The following is a 19,356-nucleotide window of genomic DNA, read 5'->3' as shown; positions in this document are numbered from 1 at the left end:
TCGCCGGGCTTGCCCGAAGACGAACGGCCCCGAGGGCCGGCCACGGCCGCGCGTTCGCCCGATGCCCCCGGCGGCCCCATGCCCGAGGGCTATCACTTCCGCGACGCGATCCGCCTGCTCTTCATCCTCGCGGCGGGGAGCGAGGTCCCGGACGATCCGTGCGGCTCGCCTGACGGCTCCCGTGTTTTCGTCGGCGAGAAGCGGCTCATGGCCGTCGACTTCCTCGTCCGCTACCCCGACTACCTGGCCCACGACCTGTTGGACCTGTACGAGGCGGAAGGGCACGCGGACCTGCTTCGGGACGTGCGCACGATCTTCGACCGCGACGAGCCGGACGTTCGTCTGGTCCGCATGGTGCGTTGGCGCCGGGGGGCGTTCCAGAACATCGAGACGGCGCTGGCCATCCTGGACTCCCGGCGGCTCGTGCGCTGCGTGCGCAGGCGCCTGGCGCCCGACCGGATGCGCCACGAGTTCATCGTGCAGGCCGCGGGCTTCGCGTTCCTCGACGAGGCCGTGAGGGAACAGGCGGTCCTGGCCTGGTACCGCGACCGCGCCGCGCTCGCCATGCGCGTCGCTCGCTCCCGCAGCGGTTCGGACCTCAAGGGCGCCCAGTACGGTCACCCGGAGTACGGGTCGACGTCCTACGGCGCCACCATCCCATCCATCAAGGACCGGGTGCTGCGGCGGCTGCGGGCCGTCGAGGCGCGTGGACGATGACCGACGGCGCCGCTTCCGCCGTCCCGCGCACGCCGGCCGAGTGGGTCCGGGCGGTCGCGGACCGCGCAGGCCTGACCGTCCCGGACGTGCAGGCGATCCTGGACCGGCATGGCATCGAGCCGCGGCCGACGCTGCCGCGGGCCCGCACGCTCGTGATGCGCTCGGTCGCCTTCTCCGGGACCAAGGACGGGACCGGAGCCGACGGACCCTTCGCGTTCGAGCGGATGGACCTCGGTCGCGGCCTCTGGGCGATGATGTCGGACCGCAATTCGCGGGGCAAGTCGTCGGTCCTCAACGTCGTCCGCGCCGCGGTCCGAGGCGACTTCCCGGGACCGCTCAAGCCGGACGTCTGGCGCTGGATCGGCACCCTGGAGGTGGCCTTCGACATCGACGCCGTCGGCTTCCGCATCCTCGTCGAGAAGGAACCGGGCGAGGAACGGGCCGAGCGTGCCCGGGTCCGCCTGGGGCGCCGCCAGGGCGACGACTGGATCGACCTGTACGACGGGCCGGCCGGTCCCGGACTGGAAACGCAGGTCGAGGCGCTGTTCATGGAGGAACTCGGCTTCGCGCGCTTCCATGCCTTCAACGCCCCGTCCGGGACGGGACACACCCATGGCTGGGCGGCCATATCCGCGGGGTTGTTCGTCACGGGTCCCGGCCGGGCGATCTTCGGCGACCTCGTCGTCGACGCGATGCCGCTGCGCCTCCTCCAACTTTTCATGGGCCTGCCGTGGATCTCCACGTACACGGCGGCGCAGACGGCGCTGAAGCAGGCCGAGGCCGAGGCCACCAAAAAGAAGGCCGAGGCCGAGAGGCCGAACGAGCGGCTGCGAGAACGGCTCGCGGCGGTGCAGCGCGAACTCGGGGAGGAGCGCGGGCGCCTGGAAGGGCGACCCGACCGCGCGGCGTTGCGGGCGAGCCTGGGGCGGCTCGACGTCGATCTCGTCCGCCACCACGCGGAGGAGGAAGCCGCGCGGGCACGATTGGGCGCGTTGCGCCTGGCGGAAGCCGAGGTGGAGGCCGCCTCGGCGGAGGCGAGGAGCGCGCTGCAGCAACTGACGGACGAGGCGGCGGCGGGCCACCTCTTCCGCAGGCTCCGGCCGGTCTGCTGCCCCTCGTGCGAGGCCGGGATCGCGCCCGGACGATACGCCGCCTCCGAGGTCTCGGGCTGCGCGCTCTGCGGCAGCGTCGGGACGCCGGCCGCCGACGAGACCGAGGACCGCGCCGCGGCCGCCAGGGCCGACGTCGCCGACTGCGGGGCGACGGCGCGGCGCGTCGCGGCTGAGATCGCGTCGGAGGACGGACGGATGCGCCTTGCCGCAGAGGCCCGGCGCGGGACGGAGGCGCGGATCGCCTCGGTCCGGACGCGGCTGGCGGAACCGGAGGAATCGGACCTCGAACTGCGCATCGCGGCGCTCGAAGCCCGCGAGGCGGAGCTGCGCTCGCTGCTGCCCGAGGATGGCGCCGCCGCCGCGGAGGCCCCGGATGTCCCCGTCCTGCGGGCGACCGCCGCGGTCACGAAGGAGTTGTTCGAGGGCCTACAGCGGGAGACCGTCGCGGACCTCTCGGCCGCGCTGCTGCGCATCTGCCGCGACATCGGCGTCGAGAACCTCGCCGACATGACGCTCGCCCCCCACGGCGCCCTCTCGGTCCATCAGGGCGGGAGCAGGACGACGTTCTCGCAACTCTCCCCGGGCGAGAACCCGCGGGTCCGCATCGCCGCCGCGCTGGCCGTCGTCGAGGTGGCGCGGCTGCGGGGTTACGGCCGCCATCCGGGGCTTCTGGTCCTCGACTCCCCGGCCGCCCAGGAGATGTCGACCCCGGACTTCGCCGCCTTGCTCGCCCGGGTGCAGGCCGTCGTCGCCGACGCACCGGGGATCCAGGTCCTCGTCGGCGCGGTCGCGCGTCCGGAACTCACCGCGGTTGTGCCTCGCGAGCGATGCCGGCACGCTGAAGGCCTGGACTATCTCTTCTGAGGCCGGCGGTGGACGAGACGGCGAAGGACCTGCTGCGCACGGTCATCGAGGGCCCTCCCGTCGATCTCGCCTCCCTCGGGCGGGAACGCCTCTGCGCGGCCGCCGAGGAGGCGGCGGACGGCCCCAAGGGCGCGCGGGTGTTCGCGTGGCTCTGGACCCACCCCCAGGCCGAGCAGGGGCGCGAGGCGGCCATGCGCGTACTGGAAGCGACGGCCGATCCGGGACTGATGGCGGAGGTCGTGGGCTGGCTCGGTCGTCAGCAGCTATCCCGGGACGACGGGCGATTGCTCTGGACGACGTTCGTCCGGAGGTCCGAGGATCGCGGGGCGCACTACGGCGTGCGCGCCCATGCCCTGCACGGGGCGATGCTTACGGCTCAGGACGCGCGCGGTCTGCTGCGTCGGCTGCAGGGGGTGCTGATCGAGCTCGACCGTGACGGGGACGCGCGCTTCCTGCGGCATGCGGCCAGGATCGCCGGAGCCGTGCTGGCCCACGAGCCGGACGACGGCCTGCGCGACCTGCTGCGCGACCTCGCGGCCATCGACGGCTGCGCGGACGAGGCCGCCATGGAGCTCGGCCTGGACGCGCTGCGCGCCGGCCTCGTCGCGACCGGGACGGAGGCGGCGGTGGCGGCGTTCCGAGAGGCCCGCCGCTGGTTCCACGCGAGCGTCCGCACGAGCGAGGCGCGAATCGATGCGGAACTCTACGGCCTGTGCCTCGATGTCGTCGTCGGGTTCGCGGAAGGGGGCGGCCCGGGGATCGCGGAACTCCTAGAGGGGGTGCGGGTCGCGGCCTTCGGCTACGCGGCGCTCATCCCGCAACCCGACCGCGACGACGCGAGCCGGTCATGGCTCGGCTTGACGCAGGTGGAGCGCACGCACTGGTCGCTGCTCGCGATGCGACTGGGCGCCCTCGACGCGAGCCTCGCGTCGCAGCCCTGGCTGAACGCGGCGGCGGTGATCGAGGACGAGCTCCTCCAGGTCTACGCCGCGTCGCGAAGCATCTTCAAGCGCTCGGCCGGTGGAGGCCTGGATACATTCCTGCGGCCCCGCGTCGTCGGTGCCTTGCAAAGGGAGAGGATCGCCCTCGACTTCCTCGACCGCTGGATCCTGGAGAACGCGGGCTCGCCATGGATCGCCGACGCCGCTCAGCTCAGGGCCGAGGTCGCGGCGGCGCGCGAGCGGGCCGCGGTCCGCCGCCCTCATGACGCGGCGTCCGGGAGCCCGACGGTCGCCGCGCTGCTCGAACGGGCCGGCGTGCCGGAGCCCGTCCGCTCGGGCGCCCTGGCGCGGATACAGGCGAACGTCCTCGCGCTCACCGACGAGACGGTATCCCGGGTCGTGGCCGATCGTTTCGAGGAGGTCGCCGCCGGCATGGCTCGGAATGGGCATTACGCGCGCCACCGGGACGCGGCCGACTTCTTCGACATCGTCCTCTGGTACACCACGCTCTTCGCGGTCTCGCGCCACGACCTATCGGCGAGCTCCCTTCCCCGCATCGGGTACCTATTCGACCGGGGGGTGACGCCTCCCCTGGAGCGGACCCTTCAGCACGACTTCCACGACTTCCTGATGGGATCGCCGCTCGCCGCCGTGTGCCAGGCGGAGGCGCGCGACCTCGGCGGGGGACGCGTCGACATCCTGTTCACCAGGGGCTGGGTCAAGACGGTCGCGGAACTCAAGCGAACCTTAGCGGACCGACCGTCGGACGGCCTGCTCGACGAGTTCGGCCTGCAGGCGGCCTCCTACTCGGGCACCAACGTCGCCTTCGGCGTCCTGATGGTGCTCGACCTCTTCGACCGCGGCGGCGGCCAGCCGCCCGTCGCGCAGCAGGTGTCGCTCCACCATCGCATGCCGGATTGGTCCCGGGCGGAGCACGCCGTGGCGCTCTTCCGCATCCAGGGCCGCCGGTTGCCGCCTTCGCGGCAATGACGGGTGCGGGCTCCGTGCAGGGGCCGTGCATCGGGACCGTCCCGGATGCCGGCTCGGGCGTTACGTCCACGCAAGCCGCTGCGTGGCGCGGCCTACCTTGCGACTTGCGCCCCCCCTGCCGACCGGCCGGCGAGCCGAAACGCCGAGCCGGGCCGGTGGATGTCCCGCAGCTCGGACGCAAACCGCCCGACGGCCGCCCGCTTCGTCGGTTGCCGATTCACTGGGCTCGCCGGACGGGCTTCACGCCGCCATATTCCTGCAGCTCTCGGCACAGGTCCTGCAGCGGTCGACGCAGTCCTGCATGTCCCCGACCCGTTCGCAGCTCGTCGCGCACGCCTCGCAGACCTCGGCACAGGCCCGGCAGACGTGCCTGTGCTCAGCGACGCCGACCAGCATGACGTGGGCCGATGTCCGGCAGACCTCGGCACAGGCCATCATCAGCCGGAAATGCTCCGGCTCGACGTGCTTGCCGCCGGCCACCAAGCAGTGGTTCGCGGCCATGCCGAGACAGGTCTGGTAGCATCGCAGGCACTCGTCGATGCAAGACTGCATGTCCTGGCTGGTCTGATGCATCATGTTACTCCTGTCGCTTGGGGGTTGGTCGAAGCCTCACTATAAGGGGAACGTCCCGGCGGCCACGCGGAGGCCACGGAAGGTTCCGTGGGGCAATCTACCCGCCAGGGGTATAGTTCCGGGCTTGGGCGGTCATCGCCGCGGCCCCCCAGAGGTGCACGACAGAATGGCAGGCTCCGACGCGGAACACGGGGGCATCCCGGTCGATCACGCATCCCAGCTCCCGAGGCTTCGCCGGATCGAAGGTCAGGTGCGCGGTCTCCAGCAGATGATCGAGACCGGGCGCTACTGCGTCGATGTCGCCCACCAGATCGATGCCGTCATCGCGGCGCTGCGCCGCGTCCAGTCCGACATGATCCGGGACCATATGCACGCCGTGATCACCGCGTCGCTGACCGGAGACCTGCCCGAGGCGGAACGCCAGCGGCTGGCCGACGAGATCGGAAGCCTCATCGCGCGCGTCGTCTGACGGGGCCGCCGCGCCAGGGCCGCGGCTATCCCTGCCTGTCGCCGTTCCGCAACACCGACGACCAATCACGCGCGGTGCGTGACCAAGCGCCCGATACCCCTTTGACCGCCGCGAATTCCGCAGGGTACCCATAAGGGGTATCCAGGAGGCGGACATGGTCGATTTCTCGCGAAGGTCTTTCCTGGCAGGCGCGGCGACGCTGGTAGGCGGAACGGCGAGGGCGCTGCCGTTCGAGCAGAGGAACGAGGTCAGTTTCCTGAAGGGGCCCTACAACCTCGCCTTCTACTACCGGCTCAACAAGGCCTACCGCATCGGCGCCGGGATGCACTTCTTCCACTCGAAGCAGCATGACCTACTGCAGCTCACCCGCTTCGAGGACCACGCCGCGGTCGACGCCCGCTTCGACAAGGAGGCGCAGGAATGGCTGCGCGATCCGCCGGCCATCGAGCCTGAGATGCCGTATTACTCGTCCTACGTCGACCGGGCGATGCACACGCTGTTCCGGACCATCGACTGGACGCACATGCATCACGAGCAGACCTACGACGTGATGGCGTTCCGCGAGATCCCGTGGTCAGAGAAGAAGGCCTGGACCGACCGGGCGGTCAAATACTACCTCACCATGCAGACGCCGGGCGTGCCCCGCAGCGTCGCGCCGCTTGAGGTGACGATGCGGCGTGCGGGCATCATGATGAAGCCCTACTTCAACTACTTCCGGAACTTCTATCCGCTCGACCAGAGCCTGTTCTACGTCGCCCACTGGTGGCACCCGGCCGCCTACGAGACGCAGATGATCTCGGGCAACCGCGACCAGGAGGTCGCCATGTCCGAGACCATCGACCTGATGTACCGGGAGGTCATGCCGAACCGGCCGGGCCGGATGCTGCTCTCGCGCGAGATGATGCCGCGCTACTCCCGGATGAGTCCCGAGAGCGCGAACATCTTCGACAACCTGCACATGCTCCACGGCATCGCCTACTCGATCCTCGCCTATCCCGACTGGTCGGTCGAGGAAAAGCGGGCCGAGATGTACCGGGTCATCGAGGCCATGGGCTACCAGCCCGGCGACGAGGCCTACACCCGCCGCTTCCGCGAGCCTCACCCGGACTTCGATCCCCGGACCTACCCGGCCTGGGTGCGGTCCCCGATGGGGGCGATGGGCACGATCATGATGGAGATGCTCATGGAGATGCTGCCCATGATGTACCCCGGCGGTCTCTCGAAGGCGGCCCACGCCGGCATCATGCAGCAGTTGATGAAGAACGGCCGGCTCGGGATCGAACCCGGGGAGATTCCCGGTTCGCTCAACGACGCATTCATGCGGGTCGCCCCCGGCATGCGGATGATGCCAGGGGCGGTTGAACCCGGCGAGACCCCGACCATGATGGTCGAGCACATGCTCTCCGCCTGGAAGGCCAAGGCCGCGCGTATCCCGGACCTGGCGCCCATCGACATGACCGTCGAGCCGAGCCTCGGCCCGGCCCGCGTCGCCGTCCGCTGAGGGGACCCGCCATGTCAAAGCACGCTCTCCCCGCTCTCGCGGCCCTCCTCGCCCTGTCGGCCATCCCCGCTCGGGCTGCCGACCACTCCAACCTGGAGGAGGGGCTCCCCATCACCATCGAGGACGCCTATCCGATCAAGGAGAACGGCCTCGAAGTTCAGTCCTACTTCCAGTACGACCGCGTGCGTCGCGACCCGCGGGGCGCCGGCAGCCTGATGGCGGTGCCCCGTCTCGAATGGGGAGCCTTCAAGAACTTCCAGCTTTCGGTCGAGGCGCCCTACCGGGTCGGCACGGCGAGCGACACAGACCAGGGCGAGTTCCGGGCGCAGGGCTTCTACAACTTCAACCAGGAAGGGCTGCTCCTGCCGGCGATGGCGTTGGCCCTCGGGGTGAACACCCCCTACGGGATGCGCGCCGGCGGCACCGAGACCGAGCTGAAGTTCCTGGCCACGAAAAGCGTCGGCACGCCGGACCCCGAGGGATTGTCGCCGTACTCTTACGTCCCGCGGCAGGTCCACTTCAACGCCTCGTGGTTCCACAATTACGACCCCACCACCGGCCGCGAGGCCGAGCGGCGCGACCGCTACCGGGTCGGCGTCGCCTACAGCCAACCGGTATCGAACAGCGTGGTTCTGGTCGCCGACATCTACCGCGAGACCGACCGCGAGCGGGGCCGGGCGGTGAACCTGGCGGAGATCGGCGCGCGCTACATCGTGACCCCGCAGACCGTGCTGGTCGGGGCCGTCGGCGTCGGTTTCGGCGGAGATCGACGGCAGGACTTCCGGGTCACCGCGGGTCTCCAACACTCGTTGAGCTTCCCGTACTCCTTCGATCCGCCGCGGTAGCCGGGTGCCGTCGCCACGCTAGGGAAGCCGTGTCGAATTGGAGGGAACCTTACCCCTAGGGGGTATGTTTCGCCTCAATTCCCCGCAAGGCAGCGCATGTTCCCGACCTGGCTTCACACGCTTTCCATCCTCGCGCTCCTGCTTGGGGCAGCCTGCTCGCTCATCGTCTCCATCGACGTGATCAGGCGTCCCCAGCACATGGCGGTGATGAACGTCGTCTGGCCGGTCTGCGCGTTGTTCGGAACGCTCGGCGTGACCTGGGCCTACTTTCGCTATGGTCGCCTCGCCACGATGGAGTCGGTGCACCATGCCAAGGCACGGGGCGAGGACATGCCGAGCAAGGTGCAGACCCCATACCCCGTGATGGTCGGCACGGGAGCGCTCCATTGCGGCAGCGGCTGCATGCTGGGTGACGTCGCCGCCGAGGGGCTTGCCTTCCTGGTCCCGGCCGTGGCCGTCTGGTTCGGCTGGCACTCGCTCTTCGACGAGAAGATCTATGCGGTCTGGGTGCTCGATTTCATATTCGCCTACGCCCTCGGGATCGTGTTCCAGTATTACGCCATCGCGCCGATGCGCGGTCTATCGCCGGGGGCCGGACTGGTCGCGGCGATCAAGGCCGACACGCTTTCCCTCATCGCTTGGCAGGTCGGCATGTATGGGTTCATGGCGTGGGCGCAGTTCGACCTATTGCCCAACCTGGGCGGTCGACAAGCACCGGTGAACTCGACCGAGTTCTGGTTCATGATGCAGATCGCCATGATAGCCGGCTTCGTCACGAGCTACCCGGTGAACTGGTGGCTCATCAATGCCGGCATCAAGGAGCGGATGTAGCCGGGATGAACCGCTCCGGGTTTCTTGCAGGCTTCAGGGCGTGGGATGGGTCGTCCCGAAGCGCAGCCCACCCTATGCGCCTGTGGTCCGTGCCCGTCGCTTGCGCATCGGCGCCTTCAGCAAGGAGTTGTGACCGACCTGTCCGGTCGGCACCTTCTGGGCGGTCTCCAGGCTGGCGATGATGGGGCAGTCGGGTCGTTCGTCTCCGTCGCAGGCGAGGCTGAGGCCACGCAGGACGGTCGCCATCTCCTGAAGGTGGCGGGCCTTTTCTTCGAGTTCGTTGATGTGGGTCAAGGCCAAAGCCTTCACCTCGGCGCTAGTGCGGCTGGGGTCACCCCACAGCCCCAAGAGCACCCGGATGCGTTCGAGGGAAAAGCCCAAGTCCCGCGACCGGCGGACGAAGCCGAGCCGGTGGACGTCCTCCGGGCCGTAATCACGGTAGCCGCTGTCCTGACGGTCGACCCGAGGCACGAGGCCGATGCTCTCGTAGTGCCGGATCATCTTGGCCGAGACGCCCGACGCCTCCGCTGCCTGCCCGATGTTCATGACGATCCCCGTGTTGACCTTCCCATAGTGGGAAGCCCCACACCGATAGGCAACACCGACGGACGGAAACAGGAAAATGGCTCACGGCACCGCACCGAAAGTCCCCGCGAACGACCATGCCGGGCACGGCCACGCGCATGGCCATCACGCCGAGCCGGCATCCGGCATTGGGACGGTCAAGGATCCTGTCTGCGGCATGGCGGTCGACCCGCATACGGCCAAACACCGTGCGGAGCATAGCGGTCGCCCGTACTACTTCTGCTCGAACGGCTGCCGAACCAAGTTCGAGGCGGAGCCTGCCCGCTACATCGATCCGGCGAGTGCGGCGACGAAGGCCAAGCCGGTCCCCGAGGGCACCACCTACACCTGCCCAATGCACCCGCAGATCCGACAGGTCGGCCCGGGATCCTGTCCGATCTGCGGCATGGCCCTTGAACCGGAGACGGTGAGTCTGGACGACGGCCCCAACGAGGAACTCGTCGACATGAGCCGACGGTTCTGGGCCGGGCTGGTCCTGACGCTGCCGGTGTTCGTCCTGGAGATGGGCGGGCACCTCACCGGCCTGACCGAGAGGATCGGCCAGCAGAACTCCAACTGGATCCAGTTCGCCCTGGCCACCCCCGTGGTGCTCTGGGCCGGGTGGCCGTTCTTCGTGCGTGGCTACCAATCGGTGGTCCTGCGGTCGCTCAACATGTTCACGCTGGTCGCGCTCGGCACCGGTGTGGCCTGGGCCTACTCCGTGGTGGCCACCCTGGCGCCGAGCCTGTTCCCGGAAGCCCTGCGCGGCCATGGCGGGGCCGTGCCCGCTTACTTCGAGGCGGCCGCCGTCATCACTGTGCTTGTCCTCCTCGGGCAGGTGCTGGAACTCCGGGCTCGCGAGAGCACAGGCGGCGCGTTGCGGGCGCTCCTCGACCTAACGCCGAAGGCCGCGCGCCGGCTCAAGGCCAACGGGACCGACGAGGAGGTCCGGCTTGAGGACATCGTTGTGGGAGACCGCCTGCGCGTGCGTCCCGGCGAGAAGGTGCCGGTCGACGGGGCCGTTGTCGAGGGCCGGAGTTCGGTCGATGAGTCCCTGATAACGGGGGAGTCGATGCCGGTGACCAAGGAGGCCGGCGCGACCGTCGTCGGCGGCAGCATCAACCAGTCCGGGGCGCTCGTGATCGAGGCCCGCAAGGTCGGGCGGGACACCATGCTCGCCCGCATCGTCCAGATGGTGGCCGAGGCCCAGCGCAGCCGGGCCCCGATCCAGCGCCTCGCCGACCAAGTCGCGGGCTGGTTCGTCCCCGTCGTCATCGGGGTCGCGGTCCTCGCCTTCGTGGCCTGGATGGTTTTGGGGCCGGAGCCCCGGTTCACCTACGCGCTCGTGGCGGCGGTCGCAGTCCTCATCATCGCCTGTCCCTGCGCCCTGGGGCTGGCCACGCCGATGTCGATCATGGTCGGCGTCGGTCGCGGTGCCGGGGTCGGTGTCCTGATCAAGAGCGCCGAGGCCCTGGAGCGCATGGAGAGGGTCACGACCCTCGTCGTGGACAAGACCGGCACCCTCACCGAGGGCAAACCGACGGTGACTCGGATCGTCCCGGCAGACGGCTTTTCGGAGGAGGAGATCTTGGGGCTGTCGGCCGGCGTCGAACGGTCGAGCGAGCATCCGCTGGCGGTCGCCATCGTAGCGGCGGCGGAAAAACGGAAAATCACGATTCCTGCGGTGTCGGAGTTCAACTCCCCCACCGGCAAGGGCGCCCTCGGGACCGTCGAGGGACGCCGCATCCTGCTCGGCAACGCAAACTTCCTCGCCGGGGAGAAGGTCGAGACGGCGGATCTCGATGCCGTGGCGGACGAGCTGCGCCGGGACGGGGCCACGGCGATCTTCGCCGCCATCGACGGGCGGGTGGCCGGCGTCATCGCCATCGCGGACCCGGTGAAGGCGACCACCGCGAAGCCCCGGGCCGGCCTCAAGGCGGAGGGCATCCGCGTGGTCATGCTGACCGGCGACAACCGCACCACCGCCGAGGCCGTCGCCCGGCAGCTCGGGATCGACGAGGTCGAGGCCCTCGTGCTGCCCGACCGGAAGGCGGCGGTGGTCGAGCGCCACAAGTCGGCGGGTCAGGTCGTCGCCATGGCCGGTGACGGGGTCAACGACGCGCCCGCCCTGGCCTCGGCGGATGTCGGCATCGCCATGGGGACCGGTACGGACGTCGCCATCGAGAGCGCCGGGATCACGCTTCTAAAAGGGGACCTGACGGGGATCGTGCGGGCCCGTCGGCTTTCGCGCGCCGTGTTGGGCAACATCCGGCAGAACCTGTTCTTCGCCTTCGCTTACAACGCCGCCGGCATCCCGATTGCCGCCGGGGTGCTCTACCCGACCTTCGGCCTGCTGCTATCGCCCATCATCGCCGCGGCGGCGATGTCGCTGTCTTCCGTCAGCGTGATTGGGAATGCGCTGCGACTGCGTGCTGTGCGCCTTTAGGGAACGCCGTTTCCAGGGTTGCGCCTGGATCGTCGAGGCGGAACGGTTTCACCGCGTTCCGCCTCGACCTGCCGTTCGGCTTCGGGGCGTCGGGACCCGGATCGGACGAACGCTACGCCCTATCTTAACGCCGGCCTGATGGGCTTCCTGCACGAGACGCCCTACGCCAGGAGTTACTCGCGCAAGGACTACGAAAGCCCGGTCGGCGTTTTCGATACGGCCCGGAGCCGCGTGCTACGCTACCTGCACAACAACGGATTCGCGACGATCTTCGACCGTGAGGGATTCTGAGAGCGAAATGACCAGGCACCAGCAGCTTTCGCAGGCCTTCGCTGCCTCCAGCCCCAGCTCCAGGCGGGGACAAGGCATAGACGACGGCAGGCGCGGGACGCCGCGCCTTTCGAGCGACCGCGACTACGTGGTCGGCTATGAGCTCGGAAGCCGGCTTACCCCATCGCCCGCCCCTGGGATGCCGGCGCGCGCTCCCGAACCGACGGGAAGGCGTTGACCGGATCGCCGCTGGTTCAGCTCTACTGCAAGAAGCTGGCACCCTCGAACCTGGACGGCTTCCTGCATGCCGAGCCGGACCATGTCGGTTGGAAGGTCAACCTCGCCAAGGCTTCGCACGATGACCTCTCGCGCGCAGCCGAGGCCGGCGCCGCCATGACCAGGAGGCTGTCGAGCCTCGGCATAATTTCAGTGTTCCTGTTGCATCCCAGCACGGACGCGGCGCGCATGATGGCCTTGCTCGACGCCCTGCGCCCGGACATCTTCATGGCGAGCGCGGAACGCGACGTCGGCACGCTGATGGCGGTCAAGGCGTCCGGACTGGTCGGAGGGGTCATGGTCCCCGTCGGCATACCGGTCGCGCGGAATTCGCTCACGACATACGACCCCGTCGAGGAAGCGAGGCGCTACGCAGCCGTAGCCGATTGGTTCACGACAGACACCATCACCGAGGCGGACACACCCGACAGGTTCGGGTGCTCGGGCCGAACGAGCGACTGGCCCGCTCTTCGAGCCGTCGTCGATGCCGTTTCGAAGCCGGTCGTGGCAGCAGGGGGATTCACCCCTGGCAACGTTGCCGACCTTTGGCGGACATGTCGGCCCGCCGGCTTCGACGCGCACACCTCCGTGTGCACGGATGGCCTGCCCGACAGGGCCAAATCATGCGCTTTCGCCACCGCCGTCCGCGCGCTGTCGTGAGCCTCTCAATTCCGATGTCCGATTTCGTCCAGGTGCAAGGCGGGCGCTGCGCAAACTCACGACGCACCGTCACTGCCGGCATTGGAAAGGCGATGAAGAATGCGTTCTAGCGTCACGGGCTGCCAGTCCCAGCAATCGACGCCGACGTCGGTGCTGGCCGCCGTCCCAGGCAGGCTGCCGTGCGAGTGGCCGTAGAGATGGATGTCGCCTCGATGGAGGTGGGGCCAGGTCCGGTGGGCGTAATGGCTGAGCCAGATCCCCTGCGTCCCGCCTTCGGGAAGCGGGACCTGGACCCTGGCGACGTCGACGACGTCAGCGTCCCATGGGAGCCGGGCCCCGAGCTTCTCGTGGTTGCCACGGACCAGGAACTTGCGGCCCTTGAGGCGGGCGAAGATCCGCGCGGCGTGCGCCTCGTTGCACCGATACGCGAAGTCGCCGAGGTGCCAGACCGTGTCCTCGGCCCCGACGACGGCGTTCCAGGAGGCGACGAGGGTCTCGTCGTGCTCCTCGATTGAGGCGAACGGGCGTGGCGCATGCATTCGCGGGGAAAGGATGCCGGCGTGCCCGAAATGGCTGTCCGCGGTGAAGTGGATCCGGGGCATCTTGCACCTTTCGCGAGAGCGGAGGCGGGCGCGGGGCGCGATCCTCCTGGTCAGGTCCGGGAATCGGGCGTGCGCGACCGCACCGTCACGAAGGGACCCGACGGCGGAGGCGGACGGTGTGGCCGTGGTCGAAACAGGGTCCCCGGGGGAACCAAGCCTCGGGTTGGATCTTCCAACGGCCGCCATCCGTACGAGCGAAGGCCGGCCAGGGCGCCTAAGCGACGGCCGCCTCGGTCCTGCACCGGGCGACCGGCACCGTCGACGGCATCGGGCGTCCAGAGCGCCGCCAGAGATCGAGGAACTCGCCGAAGTGCCGACGCTCGGCGCGTCCGGCTTCGAGGCAGGCCGCGAGGCTGTCCATCGACGCGTTGTGGCCAGCGGCGTCCGTCTTGCCGGTCAGCAGCGCCCAGCGGACGTAAAGGGCGAAAAGATTGACGACGTCGATTTCACAGTACGCGCGGACGGCGCCCAACTCGCCGCGCTGGACCATCGCGGCCACCTCCGAGCCGTGTCCGCCGAGCTTGCCGGGCAGGCCCATGGCGACCGCGACGTCCTGCATGCCGAGCTTCGTCGCGGCGCCATGGTCCGAGATCTGCTCCATCAGGTCGCAGTGCCAGTCGGCGGCGTACCGGTAGACGTAGCCGTTCCAGCGGTCGCCCGCGGTGAACCAAGCGTCGGCGGCGATGCCGTACATCATCGCGCGCAGGCGCAGGACCGGCAGATCGAAACTGCGCCCGTTCCAGCTCACGACCCTCGGACGCAGGGACGCGAAGTACGCCCAGAAGGCCTGGAGAAGGCGGCGTTCGTCCCAGCCTGCCTCGCCGCCGCTGCGGCAGCAGCGGACCTCGTAGCGTTCCCCGCCGGCCGAACCCGGCAGGATCGACGCCTCGACGAAGGATACCGCGACGACCTTGTGCCAGATCGCCTTCGGGACGAACTTCTCGGGCGGCCAGTCCGCGGGGATGAGATCGGGATCCGGGATCGTCTCGACGTCGAGGCAGAGCATGGTCTCATGGCGCATCGAATCACCGTGCTTCAGCGTGAGGGAACGTGGTCAAGGGGGCGGCCCCGGCGTCAGACCTCGACGACGAGGGTTGGATCGAAGGCTTTGCCGCGATCGTCGCGTGGCCGCGGATTGGCGACGACGCGGGTCTTCCCGAGGCGGAAGTCGACGGCGGCGGGGACACAGCCATGGACCCAGAGGGCCGGTGCGCCCCAGGCGTCCATGACGTCCTCCAGGTCGGTGGCGTAGGAAGCCGCCAGCCAGGGATCGCCGTACCACCCCTCCCAATCGGGAGGCAGCGAGAACGGGGACGGGGCGTGGTGCGTCATGACTACCACGCGGTCGCCGGGTCCGACCCCGCTCACCAGGGCCGTGGGCGACGTGCCGAAGCCGAGGCGCTGGCACACGGCGTTGCCGAGCGCATCCTCGATGAAGGCGCGGGATCGGGCATGAGCGCCGGCCGCGTCGTGCGGTCCCCAGGGCCGGCCGTCCTCGGCCAGGAGGCCGCAGGCGCCGGTCCAGCCATGGCGCGCGTATCCGCGCGCCGCCTGGGCATGGACCGCGCCGTTCAACGACCAATCCGTCCACAAGGTGGCCCCGATCACGTGGACCGCGGCACCCCGTCCGTCGGGCAACCGGATCGCCTCGTCCGCGAGGACCACGATGCCGAGGCCGCTTCCCTTTTCCCGGGCGCGCCGCAGGGTCTCCGAAGGGGGAAGCTCGCTCCGATAGTCGCGGGTCCCCGGGACCAGGATTACGGGGCGGCCCCTCAGCCGGTCGTGGAGCGCCGCGGCGAGCCATTCGAGCGATGCGGCGAGGTCGTCGGCGACGTTGCCGGCGACCAGCATCGCGTCGAAGCGCGGGAGCGGGTCCGGAAGGACGAAGCCGTCGTCGTCCCGGCCGACCGCGAGGTCCGAGAGGATCCATAGCCGCATGCCCCCGGCCGCACCGACCGAGGCAGGGAAGCGGGCGTTCGCGACCGACGTGGGGTCGGGGCGACGTCGACTCTTCCAGGCCGGCGGCCCTTCCCGGAAGACCCGGGGCAGGACATGGTCATCGCTCTCGCGTCGCTGCGGCATGCGTCCCCTCGAAACGGTTTCGGTTACGGACATCGGGCTCGGCCTTCGGCCAAGGGAGCGGGCTCAGTGATGGAGGCGGGCGCCGGCCCTGACCCGCAGGACGCCGTCCAGCATCCGGCGCAGGCGGCGCACGGAGCCGCCCCGCCACGACCGGCGAAGGGCCATGGTCTCGACGGCATCCAGCGGCGGGAACCACCGGGGATCCAGGCCGCGCTCGGCGGCGACCTGGTCGAGGAGCGCCGGCAGGAGGCCTTCGAGGTGACTGGCCCGCGGCATCGCGAAATCGACCACGCGCAGCCGGTCGAGAAGGGGCGCGGGCAGCGTCCAGTCCACGTTGGCGGTGGCGACGACCGACACCCACGATAGGTCGAGTTCGGCCTGGACGCACGGATCCGGGAACCGGACGGCCGTCTCGGGTTCGAGGAAGGAAATTATTCCGTCCCAAAGGCGTCCGTAGTCGCTGCGCGTCGGCGCCTTGTCGACCTCGTCGACGAGCACGAACGGGTTCGCCTGGAGGAACCGGTTCACCGCCATGAACGGCCGGCACGGCTCCGACGAGTACCACCGCCGCTCCGTTCCTCCGAAGCTCGCCCCACCGTCGTTCGAGCCGTCGACCCGTAGGATGCCGATCCCGAGCGTCTCGCCCAGCCTCCTGGCGAACCGCGACTTCCCGCTCCCGGGCGGACCGAGGATCAGCAGGGGGGCGAGGCGGACGTAGGTCCGGCCGACGAGGTCGCGCAGGATGAAATCGATGGCATCGCCGGCCTGGGGGAATTCGGCCAGGAGCGCCTTCCTCACGACGGCGAGGTTGGGGGTCCGGACCAGCGGCAGCGGGCGTCCGATGGCCTTCTCGTAGCCCTTGGTGACGTCCTTGCCCTTTCCGCTGCCGGTGGTGCCGAGGGCGCGGCAGACCAGGACGTGGCCGTCGGGCACGCCGACGTCCTCGTCGGGCTCCGCTTCCTTGCCCTTGAGGGCATCGAGCCGGCTCGACCTGACGGTCGCCTCGCGATCCAGGCGCTTGCGCTCGGCGGCGCGCGCGCGACGCTCGACGGGCTGGAGCGCGTCCTCGCCGAACCGCAGCGCGACGCCCCCGATGCGCTCGTTCCCGTGATGGCGGGGCGCCTCGCCGACGGCGATGGCGGAAAGGCCGAGCGCCAGCGCGTTGACCTGGACGCGAACCTCTACCATGGCCGCGTCCACCGCCTCGTGCCAGGCCCGACGGAGCGCATCCGCCGCTTCCCCGTCCGAGGCGGCGGGCAGGCGACCGGCATCGGCCTGCACGAAGTCGTCGTCGTCGTCGTCGAACGCGGCGGCGAGATCCATGACGCGCAGGATGTCGGCGGTCTCGTCGACGCGCTCCAGGTCGCGCCATGCCGCCGCCGCGAGACGGGTGGCGACGGTCCGGTTCGTCGGGGGCGTGGACAGGATCAGGACCGCATCGGCGATCTCGCGCGCGGCCATGCAGTCGTTCCCGGCCGAGAAACGGTCGAGGAGCGCGACGACCTCGGCGCTCACGTCCGGCTGGCGGCCCCCGGGGGCCGGCGCGAGGGACCGGCGACGCGTCCGACGGAGGAAGCGGCCGAGGATCGCCCGGGGACCCCGGGGTGCACCGGCTTCCTCGTCGTCCGGGGCCGGATGGTCCGGCCAATTCTGGATCGGACCCTGCTCGGCCCAATGGGCCAAGGCTCCGCCGAGGCCGGCATCGAGCGCGCCGGCGTCCAGCGCCAGCGCGACCGGGACGCGGCCGAAGATCCCGTCCTCGTCCAACCCGGCCCGCAGGAGGCGCGGCAGGTGACGCAGGACGATGCGGCGGGCGAGTTTCGGCGGAACGGTGGGTGCGCTCAAGGGCAGGTGCCTCCAATCGTCTCTCGGATGTTCGCGGTCGCGTCGGGCGTGCCCGGCCGCTCGGCCTTCAGGGATCGGCGCGGCTCCCCAGCCGCACCCAGCCTTCCTCGGTCAGTGCCCATGCCAGCCGCGGATCGAGCGCCCACATCCTGCCGGTGATGACGGCCCGACCGTCGACCGCGCCGAGGACGGCCGGCGAAGGCAGGGACGCCGCCTCCCACCCCTCCAGCCGGGGCGCCCATGCCAGCTCCCTCGCGATCGGCGAGGCGCCGGCCGCCACGCGTTCGAGGCGCGAGACCAGGATGCGCAGGGCGGCGATTCGCTCGGGGAGGTCGTCGGGCAGGTAGGCCGTCATCGCTTCGCCCCCGGCTTATCGGCCATGCTCCGGAGGGCGGGCCGCCTCAGGACCCGACCTCGATCACGAGATCGTCGCGAAAGCCCGGATTCTCGGAGGGGTAGCCGTGCGGGTTGCACACGATCCGGGTCGTGCCGACCGTGTGATCGCGGTTGGCATGGACGTGCCCGTGGACCCAGAGCGCCGGACGCCGCGCCTCGATCAGCTCGCGGAGGTCGGAGACGAAGGCCGGGTTCAACGGATCACCTTCGAAGGCCGGGTGGACGGACGCGGGAGCGGGACCGTGATGCGTGACCACGACGTGCGGCGAACCGTTCGCATCTCCATCGAGCGCGCCGTCGAGGAAACGCCGCGACGCCCGGTGAATCGAGAGCGCCTCCTCCGGACGGAAGCGACGCCACTCGGGATGCAACGTCGCGGTGATGCGGCGATGGTCGTTGAGGCCTCGGCGCGCCGCCTCCATCGCGACCGCGCGGCGGCCGACGCCGTCGAGGGCATAGTCGGTCCACAGGGTGGAACCGCAAAAGTGCACGCCATTGAGCTCGATGACCCCGTCTTCGAGGAAGTGGACGCCGGCGGCCGCGGCGGCCTCGCGTCCACGGGCGAGCTCGATGTCGTGGACCCGATTGTAGAACTCGTGGTTGCCCGCGGTCATCACGACCGGCATGTGCGGCCCGATGGTGCGCGCGGCCCACCCGATCGCCTCGGGAAGGCCTTGGCACACGTCCCCGGCGATCACGGCCACGTCCGCATCGGGGATGTCGGGAGGGCTCCAGGGCTTCCGCCCGATGTCGAGGTGCAGATCAGACAGGATCCAGATGCGCATGGTTCGATCCTCGTGCGGAAGTTCCCGTATCGGCGGCCGCGCGGTCGCGACGGGCGGATGGCTCAGGCGTGGGCTTCGCGATGGCGACCCGGGTCGTAGGGGTTCGGCCCGGGAACGCGGGGCGACCACGCCGTCCACTGCTCCGCGAGCACGGGGAGATGGGTGTCGTCCGGGCGGAGACGCGCGAGCTTCCGCAGCGCGCCGGCCAGGATCGCCGGGGCGGTTCGGTCACCCGCCAGGGCCCGCATCAGCAGGGCGCTGGCGACCGCGTCCGCACCGGCACCTGCCGGGCCACCCACGCGCAGGGCGGTGATGGAGACCCGCGCCATCGCTGCGGGGTCCCCACGCATCACGGCGTCCCAGTGCCGGCGCCCGAAGGGCGGTTCGATGCCGCCGAGGACCAGGCGCAGGGACCGCGCCGTGGCGGGGCCGAGGGCGCGGGGTGCGACGACCCCCCAGAGGCGCAACAGGGGCGTTGCAGCCGTGTGTCGCGCCGGGTCCCGGTCGGCGCGGGGTGGGTCGGTTCTCGACGGTGGACATGCACGGTCACGCCCAAGCCTTTCACGGCTCATGCTCGGTATCTCCGG

Annotated in this window: 19 protein-coding genes; 10 read left to right on the top strand and 9 right to left on the bottom strand. The window is 70.1% G+C overall.

Annotated features, from left to right (window positions below; genetic code table 11):
* The first annotated feature begins 78 nt into the window (after window positions 1–78).
* The 3 genes from AO398_RS08730 to AO398_RS08720 are packed head-to-tail and all read left to right on the top strand — an operon-like array spanning window position 79 to window position 4,624.
* On the top strand, window positions 79–717 hold the full coding sequence (locus AO398_RS08730) for a hypothetical protein (protein ID WP_058191669.1): 639 nt from the start codon (window positions 79–81) through the stop codon (window positions 715–717).
* Window positions 714–2,693, top strand: a complete 1,980-nt coding sequence (locus tag AO398_RS08725) for a hypothetical protein (protein WP_058191668.1) — start codon at window positions 714–716, stop codon at window positions 2,691–2,693. Before AO398_RS08730 ends, AO398_RS08725 begins: the two co-directional genes overlap by 4 nt.
* Window positions 2,694–2,701: 8 nt before the next feature.
* Window positions 2,702–4,624: a hypothetical protein gene (locus AO398_RS08720; protein ID WP_058191667.1), complete on the top strand. Its 1,923-nt coding sequence runs from the start codon at window positions 2,702–2,704 to the stop codon at window positions 4,622–4,624.
* Window positions 4,625–4,864: 240 nt separating this feature from the next.
* Here AO398_RS08720 and AO398_RS08715 read toward each other — a convergent pair whose 3' ends face one another.
* Window positions 4,865–5,197, bottom strand: coding sequence for a four-helix bundle copper-binding protein (locus tag AO398_RS08715; protein WP_058191814.1), 333 nt, complete (start codon window positions 5,195–5,197; stop codon window positions 4,865–4,867).
* 166 nt (window positions 5,198–5,363) lie between these two features.
* Here AO398_RS08715 and AO398_RS08710 point away from each other — a divergent pair, with 166 nt between their 5' ends.
* The 4 genes from AO398_RS08710 (at window position 5,364) to AO398_RS08695 (ending at window position 8,843) form a co-directional block, all read left to right on the top strand.
* Window positions 5,364–5,666, top strand: coding sequence for a metal-sensitive transcriptional regulator (locus tag AO398_RS08710; protein ID WP_058191666.1), 303 nt, complete (start codon window positions 5,364–5,366; stop codon window positions 5,664–5,666).
* Between the two features lie 154 nt (window positions 5,667–5,820).
* On the top strand, window positions 5,821–7,167 hold the full coding sequence (locus tag AO398_RS08705) for a hypothetical protein (RefSeq protein ID WP_058191665.1): 1,347 nt from the start codon (window positions 5,821–5,823) through the stop codon (window positions 7,165–7,167).
* 11 nt (window positions 7,168–7,178) lie between these two features.
* On the top strand, window positions 7,179–8,012 hold the full coding sequence (locus tag AO398_RS08700; RefSeq protein WP_058191664.1) for a hypothetical protein: 834 nt from the start codon (window positions 7,179–7,181) through the stop codon (window positions 8,010–8,012).
* A 96-nt stretch (window positions 8,013–8,108) separates the two neighbouring features.
* Window positions 8,109–8,843: a DUF4396 domain-containing protein gene (locus AO398_RS08695; protein WP_058191663.1), complete on the top strand. Its 735-nt coding sequence runs from the start codon at window positions 8,109–8,111 to the stop codon at window positions 8,841–8,843.
* Between the two features lie 72 nt (window positions 8,844–8,915).
* Here the strand turns inward: AO398_RS08695 and cueR are convergent, their stop codons facing one another.
* Complete coding sequence (gene cueR / locus AO398_RS08690) at window positions 8,916–9,389, bottom strand: Cu(I)-responsive transcriptional regulator (RefSeq protein WP_082643195.1); 474 nt, start codon at window positions 9,387–9,389, stop codon at window positions 8,916–8,918.
* 76 nt (window positions 9,390–9,465) lie between these two features.
* Here cueR and AO398_RS08685 point away from each other — a divergent pair, with 76 nt between their 5' ends.
* The 3 genes from AO398_RS08685 to AO398_RS08680 all read left to right on the top strand — a co-directional run bounded on the left by AO398_RS08685 (window position 9,466) and on the right by AO398_RS08680 (window position 13,059).
* Window positions 9,466–11,853 carry a heavy metal translocating P-type ATPase gene (locus tag AO398_RS08685; protein ID WP_058191662.1) on the top strand — a complete coding sequence of 796 codons (2,388 nt, stop codon included), beginning with the start codon at window positions 9,466–9,468 and terminating at the stop codon, window positions 11,851–11,853.
* 138 nt (window positions 11,854–11,991) lie between these two features.
* Window positions 11,992–12,144: a hypothetical protein gene (locus AO398_RS28780; protein ID WP_160329318.1), complete on the top strand. Its 153-nt coding sequence runs from the start codon at window positions 11,992–11,994 to the stop codon at window positions 12,142–12,144.
* A 213-nt stretch (window positions 12,145–12,357) separates the two neighbouring features.
* Window positions 12,358–13,059 (top strand): hypothetical protein, encoded by a 702-nt coding sequence (locus tag AO398_RS08680; RefSeq protein WP_058191661.1) that lies wholly within the window; start codon window positions 12,358–12,360, stop codon window positions 13,057–13,059.
* 56 nt (window positions 13,060–13,115) lie between these two features.
* On the opposite strand, the gene AO398_RS08675 is transcribed toward AO398_RS08680, so the two are convergent.
* The 7 genes from AO398_RS08675 to AO398_RS08645 all read right to left on the bottom strand — a co-directional run bounded on the left by AO398_RS08675 (window position 13,116) and on the right by AO398_RS08645 (window position 19,236).
* Window positions 13,116–13,661 (bottom strand): metallophosphoesterase, encoded by a 546-nt coding sequence (locus AO398_RS08675; protein ID WP_058191660.1) that lies wholly within the window; start codon window positions 13,659–13,661, stop codon window positions 13,116–13,118.
* A gap of 214 nt (window positions 13,662–13,875) precedes the next feature.
* Window positions 13,876–14,682, bottom strand: a complete 807-nt coding sequence (locus tag AO398_RS08670; RefSeq protein ID WP_058191659.1) for a 3'-5' exonuclease — start codon at window positions 14,680–14,682, stop codon at window positions 13,876–13,878.
* 53 nt (window positions 14,683–14,735) lie between these two features.
* Window positions 14,736–15,599, bottom strand: a complete 864-nt coding sequence (locus AO398_RS08665) for a metallophosphoesterase (protein WP_244498701.1) — start codon at window positions 15,597–15,599, stop codon at window positions 14,736–14,738.
* A gap of 207 nt (window positions 15,600–15,806) precedes the next feature.
* Window positions 15,807–17,588, bottom strand: a complete 1,782-nt coding sequence (locus tag AO398_RS29330; RefSeq protein ID WP_244498700.1) for an AAA family ATPase — start codon at window positions 17,586–17,588, stop codon at window positions 15,807–15,809.
* Between the two features lie 67 nt (window positions 17,589–17,655).
* The gene (locus tag AO398_RS08655) at window positions 17,656–17,943 is read right to left on the bottom strand and encodes a hypothetical protein (protein WP_058191657.1); all 288 of its coding nucleotides are present in this window, start codon (window positions 17,941–17,943) and stop codon (window positions 17,656–17,658) included.
* Between the two features lie 46 nt (window positions 17,944–17,989).
* A complete protein-coding gene (locus tag AO398_RS08650) occupies window positions 17,990–18,769 on the bottom strand; it encodes a metallophosphoesterase (protein ID WP_058191656.1) in 780 nt (259 codons plus the stop codon).
* A gap of 62 nt (window positions 18,770–18,831) precedes the next feature.
* Window positions 18,832–19,236 (bottom strand): hypothetical protein, encoded by a 405-nt coding sequence (locus AO398_RS08645; RefSeq protein WP_058191655.1) that lies wholly within the window; start codon window positions 19,234–19,236, stop codon window positions 18,832–18,834.
* Window positions 19,237–19,356: the final 120 nt, after the last annotated feature.

This window comes from Methylobacterium sp. GXS13, assembly GCF_001455965.1.
In the GTDB taxonomy this organism is placed as follows: Bacteria; Pseudomonadota; Alphaproteobacteria; order Rhizobiales; family Beijerinckiaceae; genus Methylobacterium.
The sequence above is the reverse complement of the archived record's forward strand: the minus strand, read 5'-3'. Positions and strand labels throughout refer to the sequence as shown.

What these genes read in the sequence shown, in the direction of transcription:
- AO398_RS08665 (WP_244498701.1), bottom strand. Translation starts at nt 15,599, where the DNA reads ATGCGGCTATGGATCCTCTCGGACCTCGCGGTCGGCCGGGACGACGAC.
- AO398_RS08655 (WP_058191657.1), bottom strand. Translation starts at nt 17,943, where the DNA reads ATGACGGCCTACCTGCCCGACGACCTCCCCGAGCGAATCGCCGCCCTG.
- AO398_RS08725 (WP_058191668.1), top strand. Translation starts at nt 714, where the DNA reads ATGACCGACGGCGCCGCTTCCGCCGTCCCGCGCACGCCGGCCGAGTGG.
- AO398_RS08705 (WP_058191665.1), top strand. Translation starts at nt 5,821, where the DNA reads ATGGTCGATTTCTCGCGAAGGTCTTTCCTGGCAGGCGCGGCGACGCTG.
- cueR (WP_082643195.1), bottom strand. Translation starts at nt 9,389, where the DNA reads ATGAACATCGGGCAGGCAGCGGAGGCGTCGGGCGTCTCGGCCAAGATG.
- AO398_RS08715 (WP_058191814.1), bottom strand. Translation starts at nt 5,197, where the DNA reads ATGCATCAGACCAGCCAGGACATGCAGTCTTGCATCGACGAGTGCCTG.
- AO398_RS08700 (WP_058191664.1), top strand. Translation starts at nt 7,179, where the DNA reads ATGTCAAAGCACGCTCTCCCCGCTCTCGCGGCCCTCCTCGCCCTGTCG.
- AO398_RS08685 (WP_058191662.1), top strand. Translation starts at nt 9,466, where the DNA reads ATGGCTCACGGCACCGCACCGAAAGTCCCCGCGAACGACCATGCCGGG.
- AO398_RS08730 (WP_058191669.1), top strand. Translation starts at nt 79, where the DNA reads ATGCCCGAGGGCTATCACTTCCGCGACGCGATCCGCCTGCTCTTCATC.
- AO398_RS08695 (WP_058191663.1), top strand. Translation starts at nt 8,109, where the DNA reads ATGTTCCCGACCTGGCTTCACACGCTTTCCATCCTCGCGCTCCTGCTT.
- AO398_RS28780 (WP_160329318.1), top strand. Translation starts at nt 11,992, where the DNA reads ATGGGCTTCCTGCACGAGACGCCCTACGCCAGGAGTTACTCGCGCAAG.
- AO398_RS08675 (WP_058191660.1), bottom strand. Translation starts at nt 13,661, where the DNA reads ATGCCCCGGATCCACTTCACCGCGGACAGCCATTTCGGGCACGCCGGC.
- AO398_RS08670 (WP_058191659.1), bottom strand. Translation starts at nt 14,682, where the DNA reads ATGCGCCATGAGACCATGCTCTGCCTCGACGTCGAGACGATCCCGGAT.
- AO398_RS08710 (WP_058191666.1), top strand. Translation starts at nt 5,364, where the DNA reads ATGGCAGGCTCCGACGCGGAACACGGGGGCATCCCGGTCGATCACGCA.
- AO398_RS08650 (WP_058191656.1), bottom strand. Translation starts at nt 18,769, where the DNA reads ATGCGCATCTGGATCCTGTCTGATCTGCACCTCGACATCGGGCGGAAG.